The sequence below is a fragment of the Pseudonocardia halophobica genome (assembly GCF_050948485.1).
In the GTDB taxonomy this organism is placed as follows: Bacteria; Actinomycetota; Actinomycetes; order Mycobacteriales; family Pseudonocardiaceae; genus Pseudonocardia; species Pseudonocardia halophobica.
In genome coordinates, this window is record NZ_CP192046.1 from 3,089,996 (window position 1) to 3,105,226 (window position 15,231).

Consider the following 15,231-nt stretch of genomic DNA (forward strand, 5'->3'; position numbering starts at 1 on the left):
ACCGGACTAACGATCGTAAGGTCGGCCGCAAGACCCCGGGACCGCCGATCCGGCGGTCGTGCGGGCATCCGGACGCAGGCCGCCGGGGGACTCACCCCCGGTCGAGAGCCGCCTCCGCGGGCGGGAAGCCGACCTTCCCCCGGTCCCAGCCCCCGGCGAGCGGGGTCCAGTAGAAGAACGTGACCACCCGCTCCGCGAACCGCCAGGACCCGTCGGCGCCGCGGGTGATCCGGTCCCGGTAGCGGCCGGCGGCGATCTGCGCCTCGCCGTCGACCACGCACGGCTGCCACAGCCAGGTCTCGCCGGTGGCCGTGTCGCCGTCGATCTCCACGGTCTCGTTGGCGCTGTAGTGCCACCACGCCGTCAGCGGGCCGTCCTGCAGGGCGCCGAAGAAGGACTCGAGCTCGGCGGTGCCGCGCGCGGTGGCGAGGCCGGTGAACACGCCGTCGGGGGTGAAGAGGGCGGCCAGCTCGGGCCAGCGGCCGTCGTCGAGGTACTGGCAGTACCGGGCGCGCAGCTGGGCGATCTCGTGCGCGTCCTCCAGGCGGCGCAGGCGGGCTTCGAGGGCGTCGGGGACCGGCACGGCTGACCTCCACGATGAGGGTACGAACGATCGTTCGTACCCTAGGGGGGTCCTGCGCCCGGAGTCCACGGGAGGCAGGATCTCGGGCGAGCGCGAGTCGGGGAGGAACGGAATGAACCGTCCGCTGGAGGGCCTGCAGGTCGTGGAGTGTGCGAGCTTCGTGGCCGGCCCGACGGGTGGCATGACGCTTGGGCAGCTGGGCGCGAGCGTGATCCGGATCGACCCGATCGGCGGCAACACCGACCACCGGCGCTGGCCGGTCGTGGGCAACGGGACCGGCCCGGCCGACGCGGAGTCGTACTACTGGGCCTCGCTGAACAAGGGCAAGCGCTCGGTCACCGTGGACATGCGCTCCGACGAGGGCCGCGAGCTGGTGACCGCGCTGATCACCGCGCCGGGCACGGACCGCGGGGTGCTGGTGGACAACGTCGTCGGGCGCCGCTGGATGGCCAACGACGTGCTGGTCGCGCGCCGCCCGGACCTGATCCACCTGCGGGTGCAGGGCTACCCCGACGGCCGTCCGGCGGTGGACTACACGGTCAACGCCGAGGTCGGGATCCCGCAGATCACCGGCTCGGAGGAGGGTGGCGCGCCGGTCAACCACGTCCTTCCGGCGTGGGACCTGGTGACCGGGCTGAGCGTGTCGACGGGCGTGCTCGCGGCGCTGTACGACCGCTCGCGCACCGGCCGCGGCACGTACGTGGAGCTGGCGCTGGCGGACGTCGCGCTGGCCGGCGTGGCGAACCTCGGCTGGCTGTCGGAGGCCGCGGAACGGGGCTGGGAGCGGCCGCGGCACGGCAACCACGTGTACGGCTCCTTCGGCGTCGACTTCGCCTGCTCGGACGGGGCGCGGGTGATGGTGGTGGCGCTGACCGAGGGGCAGTGGGCGGCGCTGCGGAAGGTGACCGGCACCGAGGAGGTGTTCGCGGCGCTGGAGCAGGCCCTCGACGCCGACCTGACCAAGGAGTCGGAGCGCTACCGGCTGCGCGAGACCATCGCCGCGGTGCTGCGGCCCTGGTTCGCCGCGCGCGACCTCAAGACCGTGTCCGACGAGCTCGACGCCGCCCGGGTGCTGTGGGGCCGCTACCGCGGGATGACCGAGGTGGTGGGCGCGCACCGGCAGGGGCGGCACCCGGTGCTGGCCGACCTGACCCTGCCGGACGGCACGGCGTCGATCACGGCGCGGTCGCCGCTGCGGTGGGGCGGGGAGCACGGCCCGGCGGGGGAGGCCCCGGAGCTGGGCCGCGACACCGACGAGGTGCTGGCCGAGGTCCTGGGCCTGGGCGCGGCGGAGATCGGCGGCCTGCACGACCGGGGAGTGGTCGGCTGACGACGGGCGGCCGAGCCGGGCCGGTCGCAGACTGAGACACCTGCATGTGACCGGCGCCACTAACGTCCTCCTGCAGCGGTATCGACCGAGGGAGGGCACGGATGAAGGCGCTCGTCTACCACGGACCGGGGTCCAAGGCGTGGGAGGAGGTCCCCGACGCGGCGGTCCAGGAACCGACGGACGTCGTGGTCAGAGTGGACACCACCACGATCTGCGGAACGGACCTGCACATCCTCAAGGGCGACGTCCCGGCGGTGACCGACGGCCGCATCCTCGGCCACGAGGCCGTCGGCACGGTCACCGAGGTGGGCTCGGCCGTGACGGGTTTCCGGGAGGGCGACCGGGTGCTGGTCCCGGCGATCACCCGCTGCGGCCGGTGCGAGTACTGCCAGCGCGGCATGCCGTCGCACTGCCAGACCGTCGGCGGCATCGGGTGGATCTTCGGGCACCTGGTCGACGGCACGCAGGCCGAGTCGGTCCGCGTGCCCTACGCCGACACGTCGATCTACGCCGTGCCGAACGACGTCACGGACGAGCAGGCGATCTTCCTCGCCGACTCGCTGCCCACCGGGTACGAGGTCGGCGTGCTGGCCGGTCAGGTCCGGCCCGGGGACACGGTCGCGGTGGTGGGCGCCGGCGCGGTGGGGCTCGCCGCCATCCTGACCACCGGTCTCTGGGGCGCGTCGCGGGTCATCGCCGTGGACACCAACAAGTTCCGGCTGGGCAAGGCCGTCGAGTTCGGGGCGACGGACACCGTCGAGGCCGGCCCGGACGTCGTCGACGCGGTCAAGGCGCTGACGGACGGCCTGGGCGTCGACGTCTCGATCGAGGCGGTCGGCTACCCGGAGACGCTGCGGACCGCGGCCGCGCTGGTGCGCCCCGGCGGGCACATCGCCAACATCGGCGTGCACGGCGTGCCGGTCGAGCTGCCCCTCGAGCAGCTGTGGATCCACAACGTCACGCTCACCATGGGCCTGGTCGACACCGTCTCCATCCCGACGCTGCTGAAGATGGTCGCGAGCGGCAAGATCCCCGCCGAGAAGATGGGCACGCACACCTTCGGCCTGGACGAGATCGACCGTGCCTACGAGGTGTTCGCCGACGCCGCCGCCAACGAGGCGCTCAAGGTGGTGATCAAGCGCGCCTGACCCCGTACCCCCACCCGGTGAACGGCGCTCTCGCTCATACCTTGTGAGCGAGGGCGCCGTTCGCTCACCGGGCGGGCCAGGGGCGCTGCGGCGGGCGGAGCTCCTCGTAGGCCATCGCGAGGGCCAGGACGCCCGCGTCGTCGAACCGCCGGCCCACGATCTGCAACCCGATCGGCAGCCCGCCCGCGGTGTAGCCGCAGTTCACCGAGATCGCGGGCTGGCCGGACATGTTGAACGGCAGGCTCGTCGCGATGTGCTCGAAGGGCCGGGCCGGGTCGTCGAAGGCCGACGCGTACTCGACCGGGAAGGGCGGGATCGGCGCGGTCGGGAGCAGCAGGAAGTCCAGGTCGGCGAGGGCGCGGTGAGCGGCGACGGCCATCGCGTCCATCTGGCTGTAGCCGTGGAAGACCTCGGCCCCGCTCAGGTCCGCGCCGGGCGCGGCCCACTCGAGGATCGCCGGCAGGACCTTCGCGCGGCGCTCCTCGGGCAGGGCGCCGAGGTCCGACCAGGCGCGGGCCCGCCAGAAGCGGTCCATGCCGTCGAGCATGTCGCGGGTCAGGAAGGGCGCCACCGGTTCGACGACCGCGCCGGCGGCCTCGAGCGCCCGCGCCGCCCCCTCGACGGCCTCGCGCACCGCGCGCTCGGTCGCGAGCCCGACGCCGACGTCCGGGAGCAGCCCGATCCGCAGCCCCCGCACCGGGCCCGGTGCGTCCGGCCAGGCGATGTCGGCGCCGGGCAGCGCGGTGTGGTCCCGCTCGTCCGGCGCGGCGACGACCGACATGAGCAGGGCGACGTCGGCGACCGAGCGGCACATCGGCCCGACCACCCGGCCCGCGTACGGCGGCACCACCGGTACCCGGCCGAAGGTCGGCTTCAGCCCGGCGATGCCGTTCCACCCGGCGGGCTGGCGCACCGAGCCGCCGATGTCCGTGCCCAGGTGGAGCGGCCCGTAGCCGGCCGCGGCGGCCGCGGCGGCACCGGAGCTCGACCCGCCGGGCGTCCGGGTCAGGTCCCACGGGTTGCGGGTCACCGGGTGGAAGCTCGACTGCGACGACCCGAGCATGCCCAGGTCCGGCATGGTCGTCTTGCCGAGGATCACCGCCCCGGCCTCGCGGACCCGGGCGGCCGCCGGGGCGTCCTGCTCGGCCGGCACCAGCTCGGTCGCGGCCGTGCCGACCGGGGTGGGCACCCCGCGCGTCGAGATGTTGTCCTTCACCGTGATCGGCACGCCGTCGAGCGGGCGCGGCTCCCCGGCCCGCCAACGCCCGGCCGACTCCGCGGCGGCGGCCCGCGCCCCGTCGGGATCCAGTGCGTAGGTGGCGTGCAGCCGGGGTTCGTCGGCCTCGATCCGGGCCAGGACGTCGTCGACGACGTCGACGGGGGAGAGGGTGCCGGCGCGGTAGCCCGCGAGCAGCTCGCGGGCGGTCAGGTCGGCGAGCCGGGTGGTGCTGCGGGTCAACGGTGGTCCTCCTCGATGCCGGAGCGGGCGGCGACGGGCTCATCCGCGCCGGACGAGCGCGATCACCACGAGCGGCAGGAGCTGCGCGAGCCCCTCGTAGGAGATCACGGAGAGCGGACGAGGGCGTGGGGGAACACGTAGGTCGTCCCGAGCGCGAGCCCGCCGGCGACGAGCGTGACGACCTGGGCCAGCTGCCGCCAGGAACGGCATCCGAGCACTCGCCACGCTGCTCTCGCGGGCGCGGCTCCGGATCACGCATGGCAGCACGGTCCGTCGTGGACCGGCGCACCGCAACCGCTGGCCGTGAGTGCCGACGGTCGCCCTGGCGACCGTCGCCACCCACGGCTCAGCACTCGACGACGGTGAGGGCCAGGCCGCCCCGGCTCGTCTCCTTGTACTTGGTCTTCATGTCCGCGCCGGTGATCCGCATGGTCCGGATCGCCTTGTCCAGGCTGACGTGGTGCTGCCCGTCGCCGCGCACGGCCATCCGGGCCGCGGTGATCGCCTTCATCGACGCCACGGCGTTGCGCTCGATGCACGGGATCTGGACGAGCCCGCCGATCGGGTCGCAGGTCAGGCCGAGGTTGTGCTCGATGCCGATCTCCGCGGCGTTCTCCACCTGCTCCGGGGTGCCGCCCATGACCTCGGCCAGGCCCGCGGCGGCCATCGAGCAGGCCGAGCCGACCTCGCCCTGACAGCCGACCTCGGCACCGGAGATGGAGGCGTTCTCCTTGAACAGCGAGCCGACGGCGGCGGCCGTGAGCAGGAACCGGACCACGCCGTCGTCGGAGGAGGCCTTGCAGAACCGGCGGTAGTAGTGCAGGACGGCGGGCACGATCCCGGCCGCGCCGTTGGTCGGGGCGGTGACGATCCGCCCGCCGGCCGCGTTCTCCTCGTTCACCGCGAGGGCGAAGAGGGTGACCCACTCGCCGGACTCCACGGTGGGCTCGGCCTCCAGCGCCTCACGCATGGCTGCCGCGCGGCGCCGGACCTTCAGCCCGCCCGGGAGGACGCCCCCGGTCGTCGAGCCCCGCTCCACGCACTCCTGCATGACCGCCCAGAGCGCGAGGAGCCCGCGCCGGACCTCGGCCTCGGGGTCGACGTCCGGGCGCAGGCGTCGCATCCGCGCGCACTCGTTGGCCAGCACGATCCCGCTGACCGGCAGCCCGGTCTCGCGGCAGCGGGCGAGCAGCTCGGCGCCGGCCGCGAAGGGGTACGGGACCTCGGGCTCGGGCGGCAGGAGCGCCTGCTGCGCCTCGTCGAGCACGAAGCCCCCGCCGACGGAGAAGTACTCCGCGGTGAGCAGCGCCGTGCCGGTCCCGCCGTGCGCGGTGAACCGCATCCCGTTGGGGTGGAAGGGCAGCGTCCGCCGCCGGTGCAGCACCACGTCCTCGGCCCGGAAGCCGATCTCGTGCCGGCCGAGCAGCCGCAGCCGCCCGGTGTCCCAGACGTCGTCGACGGTGGGGCTGCGCGGGTCGACGGTCTCGGGCGCCTCCCCGGCCAGCCCGCGCACCACCGCCCCGATGCTGCCGTGGCCCTTCCCGGTGGCGCCGAGCGAGCCGAACAGCTCCGCCTCCACGTGCGCGACGCGGGGGAGCAGGCCCTCGCGGTCGAGCCGCCCCACGAACCGCAGCGCCGCCCGCATCGGGCCGACGGTGTGCGAGCTCGAGGGGCCGATGCCGACGCTGAACAGGTCGAACGCGGAGACCGTCACGGCTCTCGTCACCGCCCCCTCATCGGAATTCGCTCGCGGCGTCGAGCAGCCACTCCGCGACATAGGTCGCGAAGGAGGACCGCACGACGAGGCGGTAGTCGGACGGGCCGAGGCCGAGCAGCACGACTCCGGCCTGGCCCAGCAGCGTGACGGCCGCCGACCCGGTGCCGAAGGAGCGCGGGTGCAGGTCGAGCGCGCAGCCCGTCTCCAGGACGTCCCGGGCGTGGGCGCCGCGGAGCCGGACCGTGGTGCGCTGCGCGGAGACGTCGACCCCGGTCGCCCCGGCGGCCCGGACCGCCGCCTCCAGCTCGGCCGGCGCGAGGAAGGGGCTGGTCAGCAGCCACTCGTCCGGCCCGAGCCAGATCGCGGTGACGCGCTCGCCGCCGCTCCACGCGTTCGGCCCGGGCAGCGGGACGCCGACCAGCTCCTCCAGCGCGGCGGGGTCCGCGGTGCGGACGTCGACCATCGCGTGGAACGGCTCGGCCAGCAGCGCCACCGAGTCCGGCAGCTCGGCGAACCGGCCGGCCCAGCCGTCGAGCGCCCCCACCGGGCGCAGGGGGGTCTCAGTGGACACTCGGCTCACCATCCCGACGGGACCCCTCGGGGTCGAACAGCACGGAACCGGTCACCTCGACGGGCACCAGCGCCCCGTCGACCGGCACGGTCAGGCGCTCGCCGATCCGCGCGTGCCCACCCTTGACCAGGGCGAGCGCGAAGGTCCGGCCGAGCGCGGCACTGCGGTAGCTCGACGTGACGTGGCCGAGCATGGGCACCGGGGGCGGCGGCAGCGCGTCGGTCAGCTCGACGATCTGCGAGCCCTCCGGCAGCTTCAGGTCGGGATCGACCGGCAGCAGGCCCACGAGCTGCTTGCGCAGCGGGTCGGCGTTGGCCGGGCGGGCGAAGGACCGCCTGCCCACGAAGTCCGGCTTCTTCTTCGACACGACCCAGTCCATGCCGAGGTCCTGCGGCGTGACGGTGCCGTCCGTGTCCTGCCCGATGATCGGGTAGCCCTTCTCGGCGCGCAGGACGTGCATGGTCTCGGTGCCGTAGGGGGTGATCCCGTACGGTGCGCTGAGGTCCAGGAGGCGCCGCCAGACGGCCGCCGCGTGCCAGCCGTCGACGCTCACCTCCCAGGCCAGCTCGCCCGAGAAGCTGATGCGCGCCAACCGGACCGGCACGCCGTCCACCTCGGTGTCGAGCCAGCTCATGAACGGGAAGGCCTCGTTCGAGACGTCGACGTGCGGGGCCAGGGCGCCGACGACGTCCCGGGACCGCGGCCCGACGACCGGGAAGGTCGCCCACTGCTCGGTCACCGACGTCAACGAGACCCGCAGCTCGGGCCACTCGGTCTGCAGCCACTCCTCGAGGTGGTCGAGGATCGGCGCCGCACCGCCCGTGGTGGTCATGACCAGGAACCGGTCGTCGGCGATGCGGAGCACCGTGCCGTCGTCGATCACCATGCCGTCGAGCCCGCACATCACGCCGTACCGGACCCGGCCGGGCTTCAGGCTCGACATCATGTTCGTGTAGATCCGGTCCAGGAAGATGCCGGCGTCGGGCCCCTGGACATCGATCTTGCCGAGGGTGGAGCCGTCGAGGATGCCGACGCCGGTGCGGGCCGCCGCGCACTCGCGCAGCACTGCGGCCTCCATGTCCTCGCCCGGCTGCGGGTAGTACCGCGGCCGCTTCCACTGGCCGACGTCCTCGAACACCGCGCCGGCCTCCACGTGCCAGCCGTGCAGCGCCGTCGTGCGCTCGGGGTCGAACAGCCGGCCGCGGTCGCGCCCCGCCAGCGCGGCGAAGGCGACCGGGGTGTACGGCGGGCGGAAGGTGGTGGTGCCCAGGGACTCCACCGGCACGCCCAGCAGCTCGGCGGTGATCCCGGAGGCGATCACGCCGGAGGTCTTGCCCTGGTCGTGCGCGGTGCCGATCGTCGTGTAGCGCTTGACGTGCTCGACCGAGCGGATGCCTGCGCCGACGGCCCGCGCGATGTCGGCGACCGTCGAGTCGCGCTGCAGGTCGACGAACTGCCTCGCCCCGTCGCCCTCGGTACGCCACAGGACCATCCCGGTGCGCGGCCGCGGGGAGGCGCAGCCTGCGGAGCCGACCGTCGGCGCCGCCGGGGTCTCACCCTTGCCCTCGGCCAGGCAGCCGGCGAGGTCGAACGTCCCGTTCGCCGCGCCGACGACGGTGACGCCGTCGAGGGGCTCGCCCGGCCGGAACGCGCCCAGCTCGGCGTCGTACCGCAGCGCGCCGCGGACGTGCGAGAACAGGTGGGCGGTGGGGTTCCAGCCGCCGGAGAGCAGGAGGGTGTCGCAGGGGAGTTCCTCGTCCGTGTCGAGCACTGCGGCGCACACCTGCCCGGAGGCGTCGGCCCGCGTCCCCACCACTCGTGAGTGCGGATGGTCGCTCCTGCTCACGGGGCGAGGGTCGACGACCGTCACGCGCGCGCCGGCGGCCTCGAGGTCGGCGGCGGCGCCGTACGCGGCGTCGTCGGTCGTGAAGACGACGATCTCCCGGCCGACCAGCACGCCGTACCGGTGGAGGAGGTCGCGGGCCGAGGCGGCCATCATGACCCCGGGGCGGTCGTTGTCCTCGATCACGATCGGCCGCTCGTGCGCCCCGGTCGCGACGACGACCTCGGCGGCCCGGATACGCCAGACCCGCTGGCGCGAGACGTTGCGCGGAGGCTCGGCCAGGTGGTCGGTGCGGCGCTCCAGGGCGAGGACGAAGCCGTCGTCGTACTGGCCGAACGCCGTCGTGCGCGGCAGGATCCGGACGTCCGGGTTCGCCCGCAGCTCGGCCACCGTGTCGGCGACGAACTCGTAGGCGCTGCGCCCGCAGATCCGCTCGGTGCCGAGCAGCGACCCACCGGCGGCGGGCCGGTCGTCGACGAGGACCACGCGGTCGCCCCGGCGCGCGGCCGTCCGGGCGGCGAGCAGGCCGGCGGGGCCCGCGCCGATCACCAGCGTCTCGCAGTGCGTGTACCGGCGGTCGTAGCGGGCGGTGTCGGGGACCTCCGCCAGCCGGCCGCGGCCGCCGAGGCCCCGGGCGACCAGCCCGTCGACCAGCTCGATCGTGGTGGCCAGCAGCATCGGCTCGGGGAAGGGCTCCTCGACCTGGACGAGCCCGGTCGGGTCCTCGCTCCACGCGGCGGTGATGCCCCGCGGCCGGCCGAGCTTCACGCTGGTGGCGACCCGGTGGACGCCGTTCGCCAGCAGCGCCGACGCCAGGGTGTCGCCGGGATGCCCGGTGTACTCCTGGCCGTCGAAGGTGAAGGTCAGGGTGCGGGTGCGGTCGATGACGCGCCCGTAGCCGTCGATCCTCATGGGGTCACCTCCGGGCGGGGGTCGCCGATCTTGTAGGTGGCGAGGAAGCGGTAGCTGCGGGTGTCGCGCACGGCGTTGAACCAGCGCCGGCACCCGGCGCTGTGGCTCCAGCGTTCGGCGAAGGGGCCCTTGGGGTTGTCCCGGAAGAACACGAACCGCGCCCACTGCTCGTCGGACAACGCGGCCGGGTCGTGCGGGTAGGTGCGGTGGGCCTGGCCGCCGTAGCAGAACTCGACCTCCTCGCGGGGGCCGCACCAGGGGCAGTGGATCAACTGCATCAGGGGTCTCCGTGAACTGCTGGGCTCGGTGGGGGTTAGTGGGCGACGGCGGCGGCGCCGTGCTCGTCGACCAGGGCGCCGGTGGTGAACCGGTCCAGGGCGAACGGGGCCACGAACGGGTGCGGGCGCCCGTGCGCGAGCGTGTCGGCCAGACACCAGCCGATCCCGGGGGTGGCCTTGAACCCGCCGGTGCCCCAGCCACAGTTGACGAACACGTTGCCGTAGGGGGTGTGCCCGACGATCGGGGACGCGTCCGGGGTGACATCGACGATCCCGCCCCAGGAACGCAGCAGGTGCGCCCGGGCGAACACCGGGAACAGCTCCACCGCCGCGGCCATCTGGCGTTCGATGATGTGAAACGCCCCGCGCTGGCCGTACCCGTTGTAGGCGTCCACCCCGGCCCCCATCACCAGCTCGCCCTTGTGCGCCTGGGACACGTAGACGTGCACCGCGTTGGACATCACGATCGTCGGGTGCACCGGCTCCAGCAGCTCCGACACCAACGCCTGCAGCGGGTGCGACTGCAACGGGGCGGGCACCCCGAGCAGGTCCAGCAACACGCTGGTGTGCCCGGCCGCGCACAACGCGACCCGCCCGCAGGCGATCTCGCCCTGGGTGGTGCGCACCCCGGTCACGGTGTCCCCGTCGGTGCTGAAGCCGGTGACCTCGCAGTCCTGGATCAGGTCGATCCCGGCCGCGTCGGCGCGCCGGGCGAACCCCCACGCCACGTAGTCGTGCTTGGCGATCCCCGCCCGCGGCTGATACGTCGCCCCGTGCACCGGATACCGGATCTCGCCGGAGACGTTGACGATCGGGCAGAGCTTGGCGACCTCGTCCGGGCCCAGCCACTCCGCGTCGATCCCGTTGAGCTTGTTCGCCTCCACCCGGCGCACCGAGTCCCGCACGTCCTGCTCGGTATGGGCCAGGTTGAGCACCCCCCGCTGGGAGAACAGGATCGGATACCCCAGATCCTCCTCCAGGCCCTCCCACAGCTTCAGCGAGTGCTCATAGATCGCCGCGGACTCGTCCCACAGATAGTTCGACCGGATCAGCGTGGTATTGCGGGCCATGTTCCCGCCGGCCAACCAGCCCTTCTCCAGCACCGCCACGTTCGTGATCCCGTGATTGCGCGCCAGATAGTGCGCAGTGGCCAGCCCGTGCCCACCCCCACCCACGATCACCACGTCGTAGGACTTCCGCGGCTCCGGCGTCCGCCACAGGAAATCGGGGTGCTCCGGCAGCTGCTCGGCCATGCAGGGACTCCGTCCGACGGTCTGCGCGAAGAGATCGTGCAGACTGGTATATCAATCGTGAGGTACGGTAGGCATACCATCGAGGTCGGTCAAGGGGAGGGAACGTGAGCGTCGCTGCCGCGGGAGAAGTGGGGTCGCTGGCGGATCGCGCGTACGAGGCGATCCGGGATCGCCTCGTCATGCTCGAGATCCGGCCCGGAGACCCGCTCAACGACGACCGGCTGGCCGCCGAGCTCGGCACCGGCCGGACGCCCGTGCGTGAGGCGCTGAAACGGCTGGAGGGGGACCGGCTCGTCGTCGCCTATCCGCGGCGGGGCACCTTCGCGACGGCCGTCGACATCACCGACCTGGCGAACCTGTCCGAGGTCCGGCTGAACCTGGAGCCGCTCGCGGCCCGCTCCGCCGCGCGGAACGCGGGCTCGGTCGACCGTGCGGAGCTGGGCCGCCTCGGCGACCGGATCGCCGCGCTCGACCCCTCGGGCGACCCGCGTGAGCTGCTGCGTGCCGACGTCGAGGTCCACCGGGCGCTCTACCGCGCCACGGGCAACCCGCACCTCGAGGACGTCTGCGTGCGGCTCGACAATCTCGCCACCCGCATCTGGGTGCTCTTCCTCGACCGGCTCCCCGCCCTGCCCGGACACGTCCACGAGCACGCCGACCTCCTCCGCGCCGTGGTCGCGGGCGAGGAGGAGAAGGCCGCGGAACTGGCCCTCGCCCACGTCGTCGGGTTCGAGAAGGCGATCCGCGCCCTCCTGTGACCCGGTGAACGGCGCTCTCGCTCATACCTTGTGAGCGAACGGGCCGCTCGCCCGGCGACGGTCTTGCTGCGTCGCGCGCGGAACCGCCGCGGCCCTCGGGGAGCGAACGGCGCTCTCGTTCATTCCTAGTGAGCGAGAGCGCCGCTCGGTCAAGGGGCGGAGGTCGCGGTCGTCAGAAGCGTCCGCCGCCGCCCCGACGGCCGCGGCTGGAGGAGCCGCCGAAGCTGCCGGGGACGCGGCCACCGGATCGACCGCCACCGAACCCGCCCCCGAACCCGCCCCCACCGACACCCCCGCCGCCGCGGTAGCCGCCGCCCCGCATCGCCTCGGACAGGATCCCGCCGAGCACGAGCGCGCCGAGCTCCCCGCCGAAGCCGCTGCCACCCCCGGAGGGACCGGACCAGCGCGAGACGTCGGCCTGCGCCAGCTGCAGGGCCTCCTGCGCCCGCGCCTCCGCCTGCTGCGCCTCGTGCAGTGCCGCCGCCGGGTCGCCGCCCGCGGTCGCCGCCGCGAGATGCCGCTGCGCCTCGGCGAGCCGGGTCCGCGCCGGGGCGCCCACCGCGCCGCGCCGCGTGGACACGAAGTCCGACGCCGCCGCCACCGCCGACCGGGCCGTGACCAGCGCCTGCTCCAGCGCGGCCGTCGCCCGGCGGGTCCGTTCCGCGGACTCCCGGGCGTCCGCGATCGCCGCATCGAGGGCGGCGGCCGCCTCGTCGAGCAGGTGCAGCGCCGCAATCGGGTCGGGGAGCCCGGCCGTCCCGCGCGCCGCCGTGTCCGCGGCCGCCACCGCCGCCCGCGCGCGGGCCGGTACGCCGGGGTCGACCCCCGGCAGCGCCGAGGCCTCGGCGAGGTCCTGCTCCACCTCCGCCCGCGCGGCCGGCACCCGGGCCGCCGCGTTGGTGAGCTCGGTGCCGCGGCGGGCGATCCCGTCGAGCAGGGTCTCGGCCTGCGTCGCCGCGTCCTCCGCCGCCCGCCCGTCGACCACGGCGAGCGCCGGCCGCGACGCACCGAGCCGGGCCCGCGCCTCGTCGAGCTCCTTCTGCGCGTCGGCGAGCAGCGCGTAGGCCTGCGACAGGTTCTCCGCCAGCGGCTCCAGCGCCGTCGGTGCCCACCGCCGGCCCAGCTCGGCCCACTGCTGCTCGGCCTCGGGCACCCGGGCCGTGAGCCCGAAGAGCCGGGCGGCGATCCCGTCGACGTAGCCGGGGGCGTCGGCCTCCAGGGCGCGGAGCCGGTCGAAGGCCTCGACCTGGTCGTCGAGCCGGTCGTCGGCCTGCGTCGCGAGCCGGATGATCTCCGCGTGCATCGCGCGCTGCTCCGGCTCGGTCTCGGGGACGTCGTCGTCGAGCCGCTGGCGGATCTCGAAGGCGGCGAGCATGTCCGCCCGCGAGGCCTCGAGCGCCGTGGCGAACCCGGCGACCGCCTCCTCGCCGAAGTGGGCGCGGGCGGCCGAGAGCTCGCGCTCCGAGGTGCCGACGGCGTCGTCGACCTGCAGGAGCGCCTGGCTGGAGCGGTAGGCGAGGTCCGCGGTGGACTCGCCGGGCGCGGGGTCGGGCGGCCCGGCCGGGACCGGCGCCTGCGTCGGGGTCTGACGCGCACGCCGCCGGCTCACCAGCCACGCCGCTCCGCCCGCGACCACCACCCCGCCGCCGACCAGCAACGGGATTCCGATGCCGCTGCCGGTCTCGCCCAGTCCGTCCGCCAGCCCGATGGCGGCGCCGGCCCAGTCGTCCCGCGCGAGTGCCGGTTCGACGCTGTCCCGGGGGATCTGCAGGATCGACGCGTCGGACTCGGGGAAGCCGTCGTCGACGGACACCCCGTAGACCCGGTCGTCCGTCGCGACCGCGAGCAGCACCTGGTCGCGCCCGAGCTGGGAGGCCACGGCGGTGGCGTCGGCCCACTGCTGCCCGTCCCGGCCGTCGAAGGACCGCACGTAGACGACGAACAGGTCGTAGCCGCGCTCGGCGCGCAGCCGGTCGACCGCCTCGGTGACCCGGGCGCGGCCGGTGGCGTCGAGCGCTCCGGCCCGGTCGGTGACGGGACCGGGCACCCGGAAGGGCGGGTCGGCGGCGGCGCTGCCGGGCAGCACCAGGAACGGCAGGACGAGCAGGACGGCGAGCGCGGCGAACCGGCGCACGGTGATCTCCTTCGGCAGGGCGACGCCCGCCATCTTGGACCCCCGCCCCGGCGGGCTACGGACCGCCCGCGAGCAGCGCCCGCAGCTCGAGCGCGATCCGCTCCTTCAGCTCCTCGTGCCGCGTCCCGGCCGCGTGCTCGGCGCCGCGCAGGTCGGGGTAGCGCCAGACGGGCAGGAACTTGTAGTCGTCCGGCTCCCACTCGTACCGCGCGTGGACGTGCCCGTGCAGGTGCGGCCAGGTGTTGCCGAGGACCTCGTAGTTGACCCGGCGGAACTGCGGGTCGTCCCGCAGCGCGGTGCGCACGGCCTGGCCGAGCAGCGACAGCTCGTAGAGGAAGCGGATCCGCTCGGTCTCCTCGAGGTCGTCGAGGTGCTCGACCTCGGCCCCGTGGATCAGCAGGCAGTAGCCGGGGAGCTTCTGGTGGTCGCCGAACACCGCGAACCCCGATGCCGTCTCGGCGATCAGGTTCGGGAGCTTCTCGCCGCGCCGGAGGGCCTCGAGCCGGGTGTCGGACGACGGGTCAGCGCTGTCGCTCATGGTGCGACGCTAGGACGATTCGCGCGCCGGCGCAGCCGGTGAGTCCTCACGGGACGGTGGGTGCGCCAGCGCCGCGACGTGCCGCGCGACGAGCGCGCGCTGCCGGGCGGCCGGCCAGTCGTCCGGGTCGAAGGCCGCCTCCACGGCGACGCCGTGGGTGAGGGCCAGCAGGGTGCGGGCCTCCTCGTCCGGGTCCCGCGTGGCGTCGACGGTCCCGAGCCGTTGCCCGGCCCGCACGGCGTCGGCGATCAGGTCGCGGTGGCCGGTCACGCGCCGCCGCTGGACCGCGCCCAGGTCAGGCTCCCCGACGGCGATGCCGAAGAAGGCGAGCCAGGTCCGCCAGTTCTCCGCCCGGGGCGCGTCGAGCGGAAGCACGGCCTCGCACAGCGCGACGAGCCGGCGCGGGTCGTCCTCGCCCGGCGCCTCGCGGACACGGTCGCGGGCCTGGTCGACGGCGGCGTGGTACGCGCTCTGCAGCAGTTCCTTCTTGCCGGCGAAGTAGTGCGTGATCACGGTCGTGCTGGCCCCGGCCGCGGCGGCCAGGGCGCGCAGCGACAGGCCGTCCGTGCCCCGGCGGGCGACGAGCGCGGCGGCCAGCGCGGCGATCTCGCGGCGCCGGGCGTCGGCGTCGATGCGGCGGGGCATTTGACGGACGATACAACACGCGTTATACAAACTTCTGCCATCTACCGGGCGTTTGGCAGTTG

At 74.4% G+C, this 15,231-nt stretch carries 13 protein-coding genes; 3 read left to right on the top strand and 10 right to left on the bottom strand.

Annotated features, from left to right (window positions below; translation table 11 throughout):
- Positions 1-91: 91 nt before the first annotated feature.
- On the bottom strand, positions 92-583 hold the full coding sequence (locus ACQP04_RS14890; protein ID WP_433507627.1) for a nuclear transport factor 2 family protein: 492 nt from the start codon (positions 581-583) through the stop codon (positions 92-94).
- 112 nt (positions 584-695) lie between these two features.
- Here ACQP04_RS14890 and ACQP04_RS14895 point away from each other — a divergent pair, with 112 nt between their 5' ends.
- Together ACQP04_RS14895 and ACQP04_RS14900 are read left to right on the top strand one after the other, a co-directional pair.
- Positions 696-1,913: a CoA transferase gene (locus tag ACQP04_RS14895; protein WP_433507628.1), complete on the top strand. Its 1,218-nt coding sequence runs from the start codon at positions 696-698 to the stop codon at positions 1,911-1,913.
- 101 nt (positions 1,914-2,014) lie between these two features.
- Positions 2,015-3,061 (top strand): alcohol dehydrogenase catalytic domain-containing protein, encoded by a 1,047-nt coding sequence (locus ACQP04_RS14900; RefSeq protein WP_433507629.1) that lies wholly within the window; start codon positions 2,015-2,017, stop codon positions 3,059-3,061.
- A 64-nt stretch (positions 3,062-3,125) separates the two neighbouring features.
- Here ACQP04_RS14900 and ACQP04_RS14905 read toward each other — a convergent pair whose 3' ends face one another.
- The 6 genes from ACQP04_RS14905 to ACQP04_RS14930 all read right to left on the bottom strand — a co-directional run bounded on the left by ACQP04_RS14905 (position 3,126) and on the right by ACQP04_RS14930 (position 11,094).
- Positions 3,126-4,520, bottom strand: a complete 1,395-nt coding sequence (locus tag ACQP04_RS14905) for an amidase (protein WP_433507630.1) — start codon at positions 4,518-4,520, stop codon at positions 3,126-3,128.
- A gap of 346 nt (positions 4,521-4,866) precedes the next feature.
- The gene (locus ACQP04_RS14910) at positions 4,867-6,234 is read right to left on the bottom strand and encodes an L-serine ammonia-lyase (RefSeq protein ID WP_433508368.1); all 1,368 of its coding nucleotides are present in this window, start codon (positions 6,232-6,234) and stop codon (positions 4,867-4,869) included.
- A gap of 19 nt (positions 6,235-6,253) precedes the next feature.
- Entirely contained in the window at positions 6,254-6,808 is a 555-nt protein-coding gene (locus ACQP04_RS14915) for a sarcosine oxidase subunit gamma (protein WP_433507631.1), read from the bottom strand.
- On the bottom strand, positions 6,798-9,563 hold the full coding sequence (locus tag ACQP04_RS14920; RefSeq protein ID WP_433507632.1) for a 2Fe-2S iron-sulfur cluster-binding protein: 2,766 nt from the start codon (positions 9,561-9,563) through the stop codon (positions 6,798-6,800). The genes ACQP04_RS14915 and ACQP04_RS14920 overlap by 11 nt, the downstream gene beginning before the upstream one ends.
- Complete coding sequence (locus ACQP04_RS14925) at positions 9,560-9,841, bottom strand: sarcosine oxidase subunit delta (RefSeq protein ID WP_433502538.1); 282 nt, start codon at positions 9,839-9,841, stop codon at positions 9,560-9,562. Before ACQP04_RS14925 ends, ACQP04_RS14920 begins: the two co-directional genes overlap by 4 nt.
- Before the next feature lie 35 nt (positions 9,842-9,876).
- Positions 9,877-11,094: a sarcosine oxidase subunit beta family protein gene (locus tag ACQP04_RS14930; protein WP_433507633.1), complete on the bottom strand. Its 1,218-nt coding sequence runs from the start codon at positions 11,092-11,094 to the stop codon at positions 9,877-9,879.
- Between the two features lie 104 nt (positions 11,095-11,198).
- Here ACQP04_RS14930 and ACQP04_RS14935 point away from each other — a divergent pair, with 104 nt between their 5' ends.
- Complete coding sequence (locus ACQP04_RS14935) at positions 11,199-11,852, top strand: GntR family transcriptional regulator (RefSeq protein ID WP_037048022.1); 654 nt, start codon at positions 11,199-11,201, stop codon at positions 11,850-11,852.
- A 172-nt stretch (positions 11,853-12,024) separates the two neighbouring features.
- Here ACQP04_RS14935 and ACQP04_RS14940 read toward each other — a convergent pair whose 3' ends face one another.
- The 3 genes from ACQP04_RS14940 to ACQP04_RS14950 are packed head-to-tail and all read right to left on the bottom strand — an operon-like array spanning position 12,025 to position 15,169.
- Complete coding sequence (locus ACQP04_RS14940) at positions 12,025-14,019, bottom strand: TPM domain-containing protein (RefSeq protein ID WP_433507634.1); 1,995 nt, start codon at positions 14,017-14,019, stop codon at positions 12,025-12,027.
- Between the two features lie 22 nt (positions 14,020-14,041).
- Positions 14,042-14,524 carry an HIT family protein gene (locus ACQP04_RS14945; protein WP_433507635.1) on the bottom strand — a complete coding sequence of 161 codons (483 nt, stop codon included), beginning with the start codon at positions 14,522-14,524 and terminating at the stop codon, positions 14,042-14,044.
- A 9-nt stretch (positions 14,525-14,533) separates the two neighbouring features.
- A complete protein-coding gene (locus ACQP04_RS14950) occupies positions 14,534-15,169 on the bottom strand; it encodes a TetR family transcriptional regulator C-terminal domain-containing protein (protein WP_433507636.1) in 636 nt (211 codons plus the stop codon).
- Between the last annotated feature and the right edge of the window lie 62 nt (positions 15,170-15,231).